Origin of the sequence: Nocardia sp. NPDC058244, from assembly GCF_042882065.1 — a bacterium.
GTDB lineage: Bacteria > Actinomycetota > Actinomycetes > Mycobacteriales > Mycobacteriaceae > Nocardia.
The window spans coordinates 17830-31479 of sequence record NZ_JBHVWX010000004.1 but is presented as its reverse complement, the minus strand read 5'-3'; the positions used below and the strand labels follow the sequence as shown (position 1 = coordinate 31479).

General features: G+C 72.1%; 12 protein-coding genes. 10 read left to right on the top strand and 2 right to left on the bottom strand.

The annotated features are described in order from the left end of the window. The first annotated feature begins 30 nt into the window (after positions 1 to 30). From ACFVW6_RS13130 to ACFVW6_RS13085, 10 genes are all read left to right on the top strand, one after another. Positions 31 to 1296: an ATP-grasp domain-containing protein gene (locus ACFVW6_RS13130; RefSeq protein WP_378828104.1), complete on the top strand. Its 1266-nt coding sequence runs from the start codon at positions 31 to 33 to the stop codon at positions 1294 to 1296. After that, the gene (locus tag ACFVW6_RS13125) at positions 1293 to 2117 is read left to right on the top strand and encodes a hypothetical protein (protein ID WP_378828106.1); all 825 of its coding nucleotides are present in this window, start codon (positions 1293 to 1295) and stop codon (positions 2115 to 2117) included. Before ACFVW6_RS13130 ends, ACFVW6_RS13125 begins: the two co-directional genes overlap by 4 nt. After that, positions 2114 to 3205, top strand: a complete 1092-nt coding sequence (locus tag ACFVW6_RS13120; RefSeq protein WP_378828108.1) for a PLP-dependent cysteine synthase family protein — start codon at positions 2114 to 2116, stop codon at positions 3203 to 3205. The genes ACFVW6_RS13125 and ACFVW6_RS13120 overlap by 4 nt, the downstream gene beginning before the upstream one ends. Then, positions 3202 to 4512, top strand: a complete 1311-nt coding sequence (locus tag ACFVW6_RS13115) for an MFS transporter (protein ID WP_378828110.1) — start codon at positions 3202 to 3204, stop codon at positions 4510 to 4512. Before ACFVW6_RS13120 ends, ACFVW6_RS13115 begins: the two co-directional genes overlap by 4 nt. Further along, positions 4502 to 5443, top strand: coding sequence for a hypothetical protein (locus ACFVW6_RS13110; protein WP_378828112.1), 942 nt, complete (start codon positions 4502 to 4504; stop codon positions 5441 to 5443). The genes ACFVW6_RS13115 and ACFVW6_RS13110 overlap by 11 nt, the downstream gene beginning before the upstream one ends. After that, entirely contained in the window at positions 5440 to 6492 is a 1053-nt protein-coding gene (locus ACFVW6_RS13105; RefSeq protein ID WP_378828114.1) for an ABC transporter ATP-binding protein, read from the top strand. The genes ACFVW6_RS13110 and ACFVW6_RS13105 overlap by 4 nt, the downstream gene beginning before the upstream one ends. Further along, entirely contained in the window at positions 6489 to 7577 is a 1089-nt protein-coding gene (locus ACFVW6_RS13100) for a FecCD family ABC transporter permease (RefSeq protein WP_378828116.1), read from the top strand. Before ACFVW6_RS13105 ends, ACFVW6_RS13100 begins: the two co-directional genes overlap by 4 nt. Positions 7578 to 7610: 33 nt before the next feature. Beyond that, entirely contained in the window at positions 7611 to 8588 is a 978-nt protein-coding gene (locus ACFVW6_RS13095; protein WP_378828118.1) for an ABC transporter substrate-binding protein, read from the top strand. Then, the gene (locus ACFVW6_RS13090) at positions 8585 to 9139 is read left to right on the top strand and encodes a GNAT family N-acetyltransferase (protein ID WP_378828120.1); all 555 of its coding nucleotides are present in this window, start codon (positions 8585 to 8587) and stop codon (positions 9137 to 9139) included. Before ACFVW6_RS13095 ends, ACFVW6_RS13090 begins: the two co-directional genes overlap by 4 nt. A 96-nt stretch (positions 9140 to 9235) precedes the next feature. Further along, positions 9236 to 10639: an AIM24 family protein gene (locus ACFVW6_RS13085; protein WP_378828122.1), complete on the top strand. Its 1404-nt coding sequence runs from the start codon at positions 9236 to 9238 to the stop codon at positions 10637 to 10639. Here the strand turns inward: ACFVW6_RS13085 and ACFVW6_RS13080 are convergent. Further along, the gene (locus ACFVW6_RS13080; protein WP_378828124.1) at positions 10615 to 11898 is read right to left on the bottom strand and encodes a hypothetical protein; all 1284 of its coding nucleotides are present in this window, start codon (positions 11896 to 11898) and stop codon (positions 10615 to 10617) included. The genes ACFVW6_RS13085 and ACFVW6_RS13080 overlap by 25 nt on opposite strands. Positions 11899 to 11962: 64 nt before the next feature. Beyond that, positions 11963 to 13264: a hypothetical protein gene (locus ACFVW6_RS13075; protein WP_355276612.1), complete on the bottom strand. Its 1302-nt coding sequence runs from the start codon at positions 13262 to 13264 to the stop codon at positions 11963 to 11965. Positions 13265 to 13650 lie beyond the last annotated feature (386 nt).

Below are 13650 nucleotides of genomic sequence, written 5' to 3'. Positions count from 1 at the left end.
TTAGCACCTTGCTAGAGGCTGGGAGGCTACGTGGGACATCTGCTGATGGTGGAGAGTTGGGTCGGCTCGATGAGCACCCTGCTCCCGGCGGGAATCCGGGAATCCGGACACAGATTCAGCTTCCTGACCAGGGATCTCGCGCACTATCTCCGGCCGGGCACACCGTCGCCGCACCCCCTGCTGGCCGCGGACAACGTGTTCACCGCCGAGACCAACGACGAGGCCACGCTGCTGCCGTACGTGCGAAAACTGCACGAGGTCTTCGGTTTCGACGGCGTGCTCACCTCCTGCGACTACTACCTGCCGACGGTCGCCGCGATCGCCGCCGACCTCGGCCTGCCCGGCGCGGGCCGCACCGCGGTGGCCGACGCGTGCGACAAGGACCGGACCAGACAGATCTGCCGGGCCGCCGGTGTCGCCGGACCCGACTTCGCGGTCGCCCAGGAGTGGGACGAGATCATCGGCGCGGCAGCCGGTCTCGGCTATCCGCTGGTGGTGAAGCCGGTCGACCTGTGTGGCGGGATGTTCGTGCGCCGGGTCGAGGACGAGACCGAACTGCGGGCGGCGGTGGACCGGATCGCCGGTTTCCCGGTGAACGCGCGCGGACAGCGCCGCTCACCGCGGGTGCTGCTCGAAGAGTGCGTGGACGGACCGGAATTCAGTGTCGAGACGGTGACCGTGGGTGGCCGCACCACGGTGATCGGGGTGACCGACAAGCAGCTCACCGGCGCGCCCGCGTTCATCGAATCGGGGCACATGTTCCCCGCCGCGCTGCCTGCGGCCGAGACGGCGGCCGTGGTCGAGCTCGCGCTGGCGGCCGTCGCCGCGCTGGGTCTGGACGCGACCGTCGCGCACACGGAGATCAGACTCGGCGCGCGTGGCCCGCGGCTGATCGAGGTCAATCCGCGCCCGGCGGGCAACCGGATCACCGAACTCGTCCGGCGCGTCACCGGAATCGACTTGGCGGCAACGTATGCCGAGGTGGCCGCGGGTGGGACCCCGGATCTGACACCGCGTCCGAGCGACGTGGCGAGCGCGGCGGTCGCGTTCGCGGTGCCCACCGGGACCGGCGAGCTCGACGGCGTCGACGGCGCGGCGCACTGGGCCGACGACCCCCGGATCGTGGAGTACACCCTGGCCGCACCGGGGACGCGGGTGCGGCCCGCGACCGACAACAACAGCTACCTCGGTCATGTCATGGTCACCGACACGGAGCCCGGCGGCGCGGGCGCACTGGCCCGGACGCTGATCGGGGACCTGCGCTTCGCGCTCGCCACACCGGACGGTGCGGCATGACCGTCGCCGCCTGTCCCGCCTCGGTCGCCGAACTCACCGAGTGGGCGCGCACCGGGCTGCTCGGGCCCGACGCCGCGTCCCTGCACGCCTCGACCGCGTTTCGCACCACCTACGGCACCCGTCATCCGGGCCGGACCCGCGGTTACCGCAACGAGGTACTGAGCATCCGGCTCGGCGCGGCGGTCGGCTCGTGCGGGCTCGAACCCGGCACGGCCACCGCCGAACTCGTCGACGACTGCGTCGCGGCCCCGATCGCCGAGCTGCTCGCGCATCCGCGCGCCGAGGTCAGGATCGCCGCGCTGGACGCCTATCTGATGCACGCGCGTCCGCATCCGCACGCGGCGGGCGCGGCGGGCCGACCGGTGCGCATCGACGGGCCGACGTCGCTGACGAAATCCCGGCACCGGGCCGCCGCCGTGGTCGATCTGCTGCCCGCCGGGGTCGGCGAGGTCCTGGTCGTCGGGGTGGTCGGCTCGCTGCTCGCCGAACTGCGGGCGCGGGCGATCGGGTATCTGCCGTGCGATCTCGCTGGCGGCGTCACCGAGTGGGGCGAGCCCGTGTACGAGTCCGTCGCGGCGGCGCCGACCAGCTACGACGCCCTGCTGATCACCGGAATGACCCTGGGCAACGGCAGTTTCGACGCGCTGCGGGCCGTCGCCGTCGAGCGCGGGCTACCGCTGGTGATGTTCGCGCAGACCGGAAGCGCGGTGCTGCCGTGGTTTCTCGGCGCGGGCGTGCACGCCGTCTCGGCCGAGCCCTATCCGTTCTTCTCCCTCGACGGCGGACCCAGCACCGTCGTCACCTATCGAGAGCGCTCATGACGACACCGCAGCCAGCCCTGCTCCAGCTGATCGGCGGCACGCCCGTTGTGCCCGTGCCCACCGAAAACAGCTGGTACACCGCGAAACTCGAAGCCGCGAGCGTCGCGGGCATGAAGGCCCGCGCGGCCGCGTCGATGCTGCGGGGCGCCGCGGCGCGCGGCGAGCTCGCGCCAGGGGCGACCATCATCGAGTCCACCAGCGGCACCCTCGGCCTCGGCTTGGCGCTGGCGGGCAAGGCACTCGGGCATCCGGTCCTGCTCGTGGTCGACGACGAGCTGGAACCCGAACTGCGCTCGCTGTTCTCGGCCTACCGGATCGGGCTCGACGTCGTGCGCACGCCGCACCCGACCGGCGGCTGGCAGCGGGCCCGGCTGGACCGGCTCGCCGAACTGCTCGCCGCGACACCGGGCGCCTACTGGCCCGACCAGTACGACAACCCCGACAACGCGGGCGGCTATCAGGCCATGGGCGCGGAGATCCTCGACCAGGTCGACGCCGTCGACGTGCTCGTCGCCTCGATCGGCTCGGGCGGGCACTGCGCCGGACTCACCCGCGTGCTGCGCACCCGATGGCCCCACCTGCGGGTGATCGGGGTGGACGCGGTCGGCTCCCGCATCTTCGGCCAGCCCGACCGGCGCAGGCTCATGCGTGGTCTCGGCAGCAGCATCCTGCCCCGCAACGTGGCCTACGCCGACTTCGACGAGGTGCACTGGGTGGGGGCGCGCGAGGCGGTCGCGTCGTGCCGGGGGCTCGCGGCATCGACCGGGATCGCGGGCGGCTGGAGCACGGGGGCCGCCGCGCTGGTCGCGGGCTGGGCCGCCGAGCGCGCGCCGGCGGCCCGGGTGCTCACCGTGTTTCCCGACGGTCCGCACCGCTACCTGCGCACCATCTACGACGACGACTGGTGCCGGGCGAACGATCTGCTCGGCGAGTGCGCGCACGCACCGGCCGAGCTCGCCTCGCCCACCGGGTCCGAGGTCACCGGCTGGGGCCGCTGCGCGGTCGTGCGCGATCCCGCCGCGGAGGTGGCGCGAGTCGCCGACAGTGTCGCCGGCACACCGGATTTCGGGGCGAGGGCCGCCGGATGAGCGGGCTCGCCACCTTCCGCGCGATGCCGGGCGCGGTGCGACTGCTGCTGGTGAACCACCTCGTCGGGCATATCGGCTTCTACCTGCTCGTGCCGTTCCTGGCGGACTATCTCCTCGACGACCTCGCCCTCTCGGCCGCCGTCGTCGGTGTGGTGCTCGGGGTCCGCAATCTGAGTCAGCAGGGCCTGTTCCTGGTCGGTGGTTCGGCGGCGGATCGGCTCGGCGCGCGTGGCGTGATCATGACCGGGCTCGCCATCCGGGCGCTCGGCTTCGCGCTGTTCGCCGTCGGCGGGTCGCTGCCGGTGGTGCTGGCCGCGTCGGTGCTCACGGGTTTCGCGGGCGCGCTGTTCAATCCGGCGGTCCGCGCCTTCATCGCCCGCGACAGCGGTGCCCGCTCCGCGCAGGCGTTCGCGCTGTTCAACGTGTTCGGCAACGCGGGCTCCGCGATCGGCCCGGTGCTCGGCACCGTGTTGATCGCGGCGGGTTTCCGGCTGTCCGCGCTGGTCGCGGCGTCGATCTTCGCGGTGCTCGCGGTAGTGCAGTGGCTGTTGCTGCCCGCCCGTCCGGTGCCGCGGCACGACGGTGGGGTCGGGGCCGACTTCGCGACGGTGTTCACCGATCGGCGCTTCTGGGCGTTCACCCTCGCCCTGATGCCGATGTTCGCGTTGCAGAGCCAGATCTATTTCGTGTTCACCCTGCAGGCCCAGGACAGCGCGGGGCCGGGGCACGGTCCCGCCGCAGTGGCCGCGCTGTTCGTCGTGGAGACGATCGCGGTGGTGGCGTTGCAGGTGCGGGTCACCACGGTGCTGGCGCGCCGACCGCATCGTGGGCCCGCGATGACGCTCGGGATGGCGGTCATGGGGCTGTCGTTCCTGGTGCCGCCCGCCGTCGCGGGACTCGTCGCGACGGCCGGAGACGGCGTGGCGGGCACGGTGATCCGGGTCGCGCCCGTGGTGGCGGCCGCCGTGCTGCTCGCCCTCGGGGTGACGGCGGTGCAGCCGTTCGTGAACGAGGCGATCGGCCGCTTCGCCGGGAATCGGCTCACCGGAACCTATTTCGGCGCGTTCTATCTGGCGTCCGGGGTGTTCACGGTCGTGGGCACCTCGGTCACCGGCGCCGTCCTCGACCGGTCGGGCGGGTCGCTGGCCTGGCCGCCCGCCGTGCTCTGCGCCGCCGCCGGACTGCTGTCGGCGCTCGCCGTCCTGCGGCTGCACCGGCGCCGGGTGCTGCCCGGCCCCGGCGAGCCGACGGCGGAGCCCGCTGTCGACGACACCGCGGCGAAAGACGGTGCCGCCGATGTCCACTGACCTCACCGCCACCGGGATCGGCGTCGGGCGCGCCTACGGCAGCTGCGGGGAACTCCTGCAGGGCGTCACCGCGCGGGATCGGCACTTCCTGGTCACCCTGCCCATCCGGCGCGGGTCCGTGGCCGTCTTCGAACCGGGCGGCGACGACATCACCGTGGTGCCGGAACGGAAATCGAAGGCACGCGGGCTGGCGAGCGCGATGGTCGCCCGATCCCGCGTGCTGCGCGGCGGCCGGCTGACGCTGCACAGCGAGCTGCCCGAGGGCAAGGGACTGGCCAGCTCCACCGCCGACCTCGTCGCCACTGCCCGCGCGATCGCCGACGCCGAGGGCCGCACCGTGCCCGTCGACGAACTCGAGGCCGACCTGCGCGCCATCGAACCCTCCGACGGCGTCATGTACCCGGGCACCGTCGCCTACTTCCATCGCGAGGTCAGGCTGCTCGCCCGGCTCGGCACCCTGCCGCCGTTGACCATCGTCACCGGCGACGAGGGCGGCGCCGTCGACACCGTCGAATTCAACCGTGCCGGACCGTGTTTCGGCTCGGCCGCGAAACACGAGTACGACCGGCTGCTGAGCGAGCTCGGCGTCGCGGTCGCGCGCGGCGACCTCGCCGGGATCGGGGCCGTCGCCACCCGCAGCGCGGTGCTCAGCGCGACGCTGCGGGACCGGCCGCACCTGGACGCCACGATCGGCGCGGCGCGCGCGATCGGCGCGCTCGGCGTCGTCGTCGCGCACAGCGGCACCACCACGGGCATCCTGCTGGCCGACCGCGATCCCCGCCTGCGCGCGCAGGTCCTCGCCGCGCGGCGGATCTGCGACAGTTTCGCCTGCTCGGTCACGGTGCACCACTCGTGGCGGCCCACGGCCGACACGCCCCGCGACCGCGTCCATCCCTCGCCCCACCCCCGAGCAGAGAGCACTCCGCGATGATCACCGTCGACCAGATCCGCTTCACCTACGACGGCCGAACGACGCTCGACGGCATCACCTTCCAGGTCGAGCAGGGCAGCACGATCGGGCTGATCGGGCCCAACGGGTCCGGCAAGTCCACCCTGCTGCGGCTGATGTATCGCGCGCTGCGCCCGGCGGGCGGGACCGTCGTGATCGATACGACGCCGGTCGAACAGCTGCGCGGGCGGGCGCTCGCGAGCAGGCTCGCCGTGGTCGCCCAGGAAGCACCGCCGGATACGCCGGTCACCGTGGCCGAGACGGTATTGCTCGGCCGCTCGCCGTGGGTCGGTGCGTTCCAAGGGTATTCACGGGCCGACCGGGTCGCCGCCGCGGCCGCGCTCGAGCAGGTCGGGGCCCGCGCGCTGGCCGACCGCCGGTTCGCGACGCTGTCCGGCGGCGAACGTCAGCGCGTCCTGATCGCCAGGGCGCTGGCCCAGCAGGCCGATCACCTACTGCTCGACGAACCGACCAACCACCTCGACATCCGGTACCAGCACGAACTGCTCGGCCTGGTCCGCGGCCTCACCGCGACCACCACCATCGTCGTGCTGCACGAGCTGAACCTGGCCGCCCGCTACTGCGACCGACTCGTCCTGCTCGACAGCGGCCGCGTCGCCGCCGCGGGCACCGTGCCCGACGTCCTGACCCCGGATGTCCTCGAACCCGTCTACGGCATCCCGGTCCGCCGGACCACCGCGTTCGGCGCGATCCAACTCCTCTTCGGCCCGACCGACGAACCGCCAACCACCCCACCCGGCGAGTCGACCGCCACCCCAACTGACAGGCCGACCGCCGAATCGACCGACACACCGACCACCGAACCGACCGCCACCCCACCCGACACACCGACCGCCGAACCGGCGACCACCCCAGCCGACAGGTCGACCGCCACCCCGGCCGACGCTCACGCAGCCGTTCCGGCCGACAGATCGGCGCAGGTGCCAGGACCCGGCGCCGACCACTCCTTCCGCTCCGCACCCAGGGCTGACACACCGTCGCCCGCGACCCGAGAGGCGGCCGCGCGATGACCGCGACACTCACAGCGGCCCCGGCCGTCGACGATCTCGACCACACCCGGCATCGGGGCCGCGCGCTCCTGTTGGGTACGGGACTCGGCGTCGCACTCGTGGCGACCGTGCTGGTGGCCGCGGGGCTGGGGCCGGTGGCGGTGCCGCCGGGCACGGTCGCGCGGATCATCGGCCACCACACCATCGGGTATCCGGTGACCGCCGACTGGACCGCCGCGCAGGACTCCATCGTCTGGCTGGTGCGGGTACCCCGGGTGCTCCTCGGCGCGCTCGTCGGGGCGGCGCTGGCGATCACCGGCGCGGTCTTGCAGACCGTGGTGCGCAATGTGCTGGCCGATCCGCACATTCTCGGCGTCACCTCCGGTGCCTCGACCGGTGCCGCGGTGTACCTGCTGTTCGGGATCACCGCGGCGACCACGGCGACGGCCTTGGCGGCGAGCGCGTTCGCGGGCGCGCTGGCGGCCACGGCGCTGCTGTTCCTCCTCGCGCGGATCAACGGGCAGCTCACCTCACTGCGGCTGCTGCTCGGCGGCGTCACGATCGGCTACATCTTCTCCGCGGCGACCAGCTTCCTGATCTTCGCCTCCGACCGGCCCGAAGGCGCGCGGACCGTGCTGTTCTGGCTGCTCGGCTCGCTCGCGCCCGCCGCGTGGTCGTCGGTGGCCACCACGGTGGCCGTCGTCGCGGCCGCCACGGTGGCGGTGCTGCTGCTCGCGCCACGCCTGGACGCGCTGGCCGCGGGCGACGACACCGCGCGCACGCTCGGCGTCGCGCCGAACCGGATCCGGTTGCTGGCGTTGCTGATCGTCGCGCTGGCCGTGGGCGCGGTGGTGGCCGTCGCGGGGGCCATCGGCTTCGTCGGGTTGATCGTGCCGCACGTCGCCCGGCTCTGCGCGGGGGCGGCGCACCGGCAGCTGCTGGTGGTCAGCGGTCTGCTGGGTGCGTTGTTCCTGGTCGTCGCAGATGTGGCCGCGCGGACGGTGTTCGCGCCGCGCGAGCTGCCCATCGGCATCGTCACCGCGGCCGTCGGCGCGCCCCTGCTGCTCGTGCTCATCCGCCGCCTCCAGGCGCCCTCCGCTTCCTGAATTCTTCGCTCCACGAAAGGAAAACCGATCACCGTGTTCTCAGGTGTCCGTCCGTCGCACCGCGCGACGCTGCCCGTGCTCGCCCTGCTCACCAGTGCCGTCGTCGCCGGTTGCGGTACGCCCGCACCGGCCACCATCCCGGCCGCCGACGGCTTCCCGATGACGATCTCCAGCTGCGGCCGCGACGTCACCTTCGCCGCGCCACCGCAGCGCGTCGTCACCGTCGGGTCCATCGCCGCACCGCTGATCGCCGCGGCGGGCGCGGCCGACCGCATCGTCACCCGCACCTTCGAAGCCGCCGCCTTCCCCGGCGAATACGGCGAGCGGCTGCGGGGCATCGAGATCACCGCGCCCACCGCGGAACTCGCGCGCGAGGAGATCATCAGCCGCTCCCCCGACCTGGTGGTGAGCGTCGAGGGCCTGTCGGTGACCCCCGACGACCTCGCTCAGGTGAACATCCCGCTGATCGTGACCCGCGGCTACTGCCGCGACGCGGCGGGCACCTTCGAGGACGTGTTCGCCGATATCGCGCTCTACGGCAAGCTCTTCGGCACCGCGAGCGCCGCCGACGCCGAGGTCGCCGCGCTTCAACGCCGCGTCGACGCCGTCACCCAGCGGCATCCGGCGGCCGCCACCCGCACCCCCGCCGCCGCGCTGATCATCTCCCGCGACGGCGCCCAGCTGAAGGCCTACGGCGCCAAGAGCACCGTCGACGCCCAGATGAAGATCCTCGGCCTGGAGAACATCTACGGCGGCATCGACAAGCGCAACTTCGAAGCCAATACCGAGACCCTGATCGCCCGCGATCCGGCGGTGATCATCCTGCTCACCCAGGGCGACCAGACGCCCGACGCGATCCGCACCGCACTGCGCCAGCGCCCCGAACTCGCCGGACTGCGCGCGATCCGGGAGAACCGGATCATCGTGGCGCCCTTCGGGTACACCGGGCCGGGACCGGTCGCGGTCGAGGGGCTGGAAGTGCTCGACCGGGAACTGGCGGCGCTCCGATGACCAGCGCGACCACCACCGGCTACCTCGTCCGGCCCGCCGGACCCGCCGATCTGGCGGGCGCGCGCAGCGTCATGCTCGACACCTTCTATCGCGTGTTCGGCATCGGCTACCTGCCCGAATACCACCAGGACGTCATCGATCCGGAGACCGAGTACCTGCGCGATCCCCGCCATCGGCTCTGGGTCGCCGAGCACGACGGCGCGATCGTCGCGACGACGGCGATCCGGGCGCAGGGACCGGCGCACCCACCGCATCCGGCCGAGCTCGCCCTGGCCTATCCCGACGCGACCACCGCGCAGCTGTTCCGGGTCTACGTCCGGCCCGAACACCACCGGCGCGGCCTGGCCACCCGGCTGGTCGAGGCGGCGGTCGAGCACGTGCGGGCCACACCGTCGTTCGAGCGGCTGTACCTGCACACCGACGCGCGGACACCCGGCGCGCTGGAGTTCTGGCGCACCTTCGGCCGGGTCGTGCACGACGCGCGCGGCCCGCACGACGGCTTCCAGACCGTGCACCTGGAAATCCCGCTGGACCGGGAACAGCCGCGCTGACAGGGGCAGCTGGCGCGGCGGCGGCGCACACGGCACTATCGAGGCCGTGGAACGATTTCGAATCGGACAAACCACCCAGTCTTGGGTTGTGGTGTCGTGACCGCGCTGGCTCCCGGCGAGAACCGCCCCGCGCCCGGTGACGAACTGACCGTCACCGTGGCGAGCTCGGCCCCGGTCGACGTCTCGGCGCTGTTGCTCAACAGCGCGGGCGTCGTGCGTTCGGACGCCGATTTCGTCTTCTTCAATCAGCCGACCGGACCGGGCGTCGTCTACCGGCACGGCAACGGCGGACCGGACGTGGTGCAGGTACGGACCTCCGCGCTACCCGCCGACGTGGACAAGGTGGTGGTGACCGCGAGCCTGGACGGCCGCGGTCCCGCCACCTTCGCCGCCGTCGGCGAGCTGACCACCACGATCGGATCGTCCTCGGGCACACTGACTTTCCCGATCCCCCGGCTCACCACCGAGAGCGGCGTGGTGTGTGTCGAGATCTACCGGCGCGGTGACGCGTGGAAGGTCAGGGCGATCGGTCAGGGCTACGACGACGGGCTCGCCGGCATCGCCTCGGCGTTCGGCGTGAACCTCGACGACGAACCCGAACCGCCCGCACCCGCCCCACCGCCCGTTCATCCACAGAGCCCCCCACCCGCTTATCCCCAGAGCGCGCCGACCGTGGCGTTCCCGTCCGGTCAGCCGACGCCCGTCCCCCCTCCGCCGTATCCGGGAACACCCGCCCAGCAGTCCCCGTTCCCTTCCCAGCAAGGAGCCCCGCCCGTGCACAGCGACCTGTTCGACCCCTCGCACGCCGAGGTCAACGGCCTCGGGATCCAGAAGCAGGGCGGCAAGATGATCAAGGTCGGCCTCAACGGCGAGGTCATGGCCAGGGCCGGCTCGATGGTGGCCTACCAGGGCGACCTGCAGTTCCAGGCGCTCGGTTCCGGCGGCATCGGCCGCGCCATCCGCCAGCACCTCACCGGTGAGGGCGTGCCGCTGATGAAGGTGACCGGCCGCGGCGACCTGTTCGTCGCCAACAGCGCCGCCGACGTGCACATCATCGACCTCGACGGCTCCGACGGCCTCACCATCAACGGCGCCAATGTGCTCGCCTTCGACTCGACCCTGCGCTACGACATCGGCCGGGTCCAGGGCGCGGCCGGCTACGCGTCCAACGCGGGCCTGTTCAACTGCGTGTTCACCGGCCGGGGTCGCATCGCCATCACCACCCACGGCACCCCGGTCGTCCTCACCGTCGACCAGGCCACCTTCGCCGACCCGAACGCCGCGGTCGCGTGGTCGTCGAGCCTGCAGACCGGGATCAAGCGCAACGACTCGTTCGGTCTGGGCAGGCTGATGGGCCGCAGCACGGGTGAGGCGAGCACGCTCGCGTTCAGCGGGCGCGGCTTCGTCATCGTGCAGCCGTCGGAGCTGCCGCCGGGCGGCTTCGTCGGTGGTACCGGTGGTGGTCAGCAGGCGGGTCACTCGGGCGGCATCTTCGGCTGACCGCCGGGTCGGCCCGGGTCGGCGGCAGCGCGCAGCCGCCACCCGGCCAACGCCGCGCAGCCGAGGATCACCACGGTGGCCGCGGCCAGCGGTAGCTCGGTGCGGGTGGTGACCGCGTAGGTGTCGGGCGTGTACGCCGTCCAGCCCGGCTCGAGGTCGGACTGCCAGGTGGCCCGGCTGTTCTCGAAGAGCCGGGCCACCACGGGCAGCACCGACATCCCGATGACCGTCAGCGGCGAGACCGGCAGACAGGCGCCGACCGCGAACCCGATCGCGGCGGGCAGGACGAACCGGAACGCCAGTTCGGCGACCGCCGAGCCGCCCACCAGCGCGGACACCAGACCGCCCAGCGTCACCAGCGCGCACAGCCCGATCCCGGCGACCGGCACCCGCCACACCGTGCCTGCCAGCGCGCCCGCCGCCAGCACGCCGATCTGGATCGACAGCCCGATCCGGTCCGGCCCGACGCCGACCACGGGGTCGACGGCGATCGCGGCCGAGATCGCCAGGATCGTCAGCACGTAGACGGCCTCGGCCCGCGGCAGCCACCAGCTCACCGCGACCACCGCGGCGACCGCCACCACGGCGACGGTCACCGACGGATTGCCCGGCAGCACCCCCACCAGCCAGATCAACGCGCCCGCGCCCAGCGGGACACCGGCGCCGACGGCCACCGCGCGCCCTGCCGACACCGGCTCGATCCGCTCCCGGCCCACTACGAAACCCGCCGCCAGCAACGCGATCAGGGCGGCGACCAGCAGCGGCCAGCTGTCGGGCAGGTCGGGCACGGTGCGGGTGCTCAGATAGTCGGCGTAGCGCCGCGACAGCTCGACGCTGTCATCGATACGCGCCCCGTAGAGCACCGCGATCATGGACCCGACGACGAACCAGGTCTGCCCGCCGGGCCGCAGCACCGCGGCCGCGATCAGCAGACCGGCCCCGATACTGCCGAGAACCCATTGCTCGGACCAGGTTCCGGCGGACTGTAGCGCGGCGATCGCCACGACCATCGCCAGCCCGGCCATCCCCGCGGCCACCGCGACCAGATACCGCGCCCGGAACCGGCCGAGCAGCACGACGACGCCTACCGCGACGACGGCCGCGATCACCGCCGCCGACGCGGGCCCCGACCCGAACCAGCTCGCCCGCCCGTCCCGGACGACGACGGCGAAGTTCGTCCGCGTGTGGCCGATGACGTATCCGCTGAGGTAGCCGCACAGCAGACCGACCGCCCCGATGACGAACGCACGCCCGTTCATTCGCAGCACGATAGCCGCCGACCGTGCTCGGCGAGCACGAATCAGCGGCGCGATGCGCCGGTGGTCAGGACCCCGCGCGCTCCTTGCGGGCCTGGCGGCGGGCCTCCCGCATCGCGTTGAGTTCCTGTTCCAGGCTCTCCGCGATACGGAACTGGCCGGTGTCGTAGACGTTGACCGGCTCGATCGCCTCGTAGCCGAAGTTGGCTTCGGCGAAGGCCTTTTCGACGCGCGCCTCGATATCGGAGATGGTGCTCTTGCGGGCCGCCGGCACCGAATCGGTGGACTTCACCGGCTCCGCGGGCTTGACCGCCTCGACCGGCTCGGGCGCCACGACCGGGGCCTGCGAGACGGTCTTCTTGGCCGCGGCCTTGTCCGACCCCGGCTTGCCGATGCCGAACCGCTTGCGCTTCTCGGTGGGCTTGCCGTTGCCGTTGGCGATCGGCTCGGTGGGCGCCCAGGCGGGTTCGCGGGTGATCGGCGCGGTGGCGGCGGCCTGGTCGGCGGCGAACGCCTCGGCGCGGGCCTGACCGGTCATCGGCGGCTGATAGGTGAGCCGCACACCCTCGCTGGACTGCCGGTTGAGCATGCTCTCGGCCGGGTCGGGCATGTCCCTGACCTGGCTGGTCGCCCGGGTGATGGCGAGGCCGTACCTGGCGCTGGCGGCGTCGTGGATGAGCAGCGCGACACCGATCATCACCGGCGCGACGGCGTGCACCGCGGCGTCGTACCAACGACCGTCGCGCACATACGGATAGGTGTTGAGGGTGACGGTGAGCCCGAGCAGCGCGATCTCGGCCAGGGCGACCTGACGCCGGTTGTCGATGACGCCCCACTCGGCGACCTTGTTCGTGCCGACCATGATGATGATCAGACAGACGCTGATCATGGCCTCGAGCAGGTAACTGAACCAGTACAGCGGATCGCTGGGGCCGCCGGGGGCGATGTTGTGCTGCACGTTCACGGCCGACCACAACATGCCGGCGCCGACGACGCCCGCCAGCGCCTTGAGCGACCACGACCGATGCCGGTACAGCGAAGCCAGCTTCGCGTGCGGGCTCGATTCGCGCCGCTGGGCGGCCATCGCCTTCCTGGCGAGCAGCAGATCTCGCATGTCGGCCTTCTCGATCGCTTCGGTGGTGCTCCTGGCCCGGTCGGAGGCCTGCGCCATCGCTTGGGTGTGCTTCCAGCGCTGTTCGCGATCCTGTTCACGGATGCGTTCGGCGAGTTCCCGCTCCGCGCGCAGCTCGTCCTCGGACAGCGCGTCGGTCAGCGCGGGATCGAATTGGTAGGCGAGGCGCCCACGCGCCCGTTCCACTCGCTGGGCGAGCTGACTGACATCGTCCTCGACGGGAGACTCGATGGTCATGCCTGACCACCGCCCCGGCATCGCGAAGGCAGACGGGTGACCACACGTGTGAACGGCACACGCCATTAATAGTCCATACACCCTCCGGTGCGAAACCGATGCTCCGACACCGCTCCCCATTCCCGGCGCGCCGCGAGCGACACGCGCAGGCGATACCGGTCGGTAGCCCGACCCCGAAAGATAATCGCCGACTTCGGCGCGGACCACTGTTTTCGCACCTTCGGTGCCGATCCGTTGTCGAACAATGTTCGCGGACAACGCGAATCGGGCATGCGTTATACGCCGTCAAGGTACGGTTCCGATTCGGCCTCGCGCCGGAAAAAATTCATTATTGCCACTTCGCCAATAGTGGTCCACACTGTATCTGTAACCACTGGTCACCCCTG

Coding starts and splice junctions, on each gene's coding strand:
- ACFVW6_RS13125 (WP_378828106.1), top strand. CDS start 1,293: ATGACCGTCGCCGCCTGTCCCGCCTCGGTCGCCGAACTCACCGAGTGG.
- ACFVW6_RS13120 (WP_378828108.1), top strand. CDS start 2,114: ATGACGACACCGCAGCCAGCCCTGCTCCAGCTGATCGGCGGCACGCCC.
- ACFVW6_RS13115 (WP_378828110.1), top strand. CDS start 3,202: ATGAGCGGGCTCGCCACCTTCCGCGCGATGCCGGGCGCGGTGCGACTG.
- ACFVW6_RS13110 (WP_378828112.1), top strand. CDS start 4,502: ATGTCCACTGACCTCACCGCCACCGGGATCGGCGTCGGGCGCGCCTAC.
- ACFVW6_RS13105 (WP_378828114.1), top strand. CDS start 5,440: ATGATCACCGTCGACCAGATCCGCTTCACCTACGACGGCCGAACGACG.
- ACFVW6_RS13100 (WP_378828116.1), top strand. CDS start 6,489: ATGACCGCGACACTCACAGCGGCCCCGGCCGTCGACGATCTCGACCAC.
- ACFVW6_RS13090 (WP_378828120.1), top strand. CDS start 8,585: ATGACCAGCGCGACCACCACCGGCTACCTCGTCCGGCCCGCCGGACCC.
- ACFVW6_RS13080 (WP_378828124.1), bottom strand. CDS start 11,898: ATGAACGGGCGTGCGTTCGTCATCGGGGCGGTCGGTCTGCTGTGCGGC.
- ACFVW6_RS13075 (WP_355276612.1), bottom strand. CDS start 13,264: ATGACCATCGAGTCTCCCGTCGAGGACGATGTCAGTCAGCTCGCCCAG.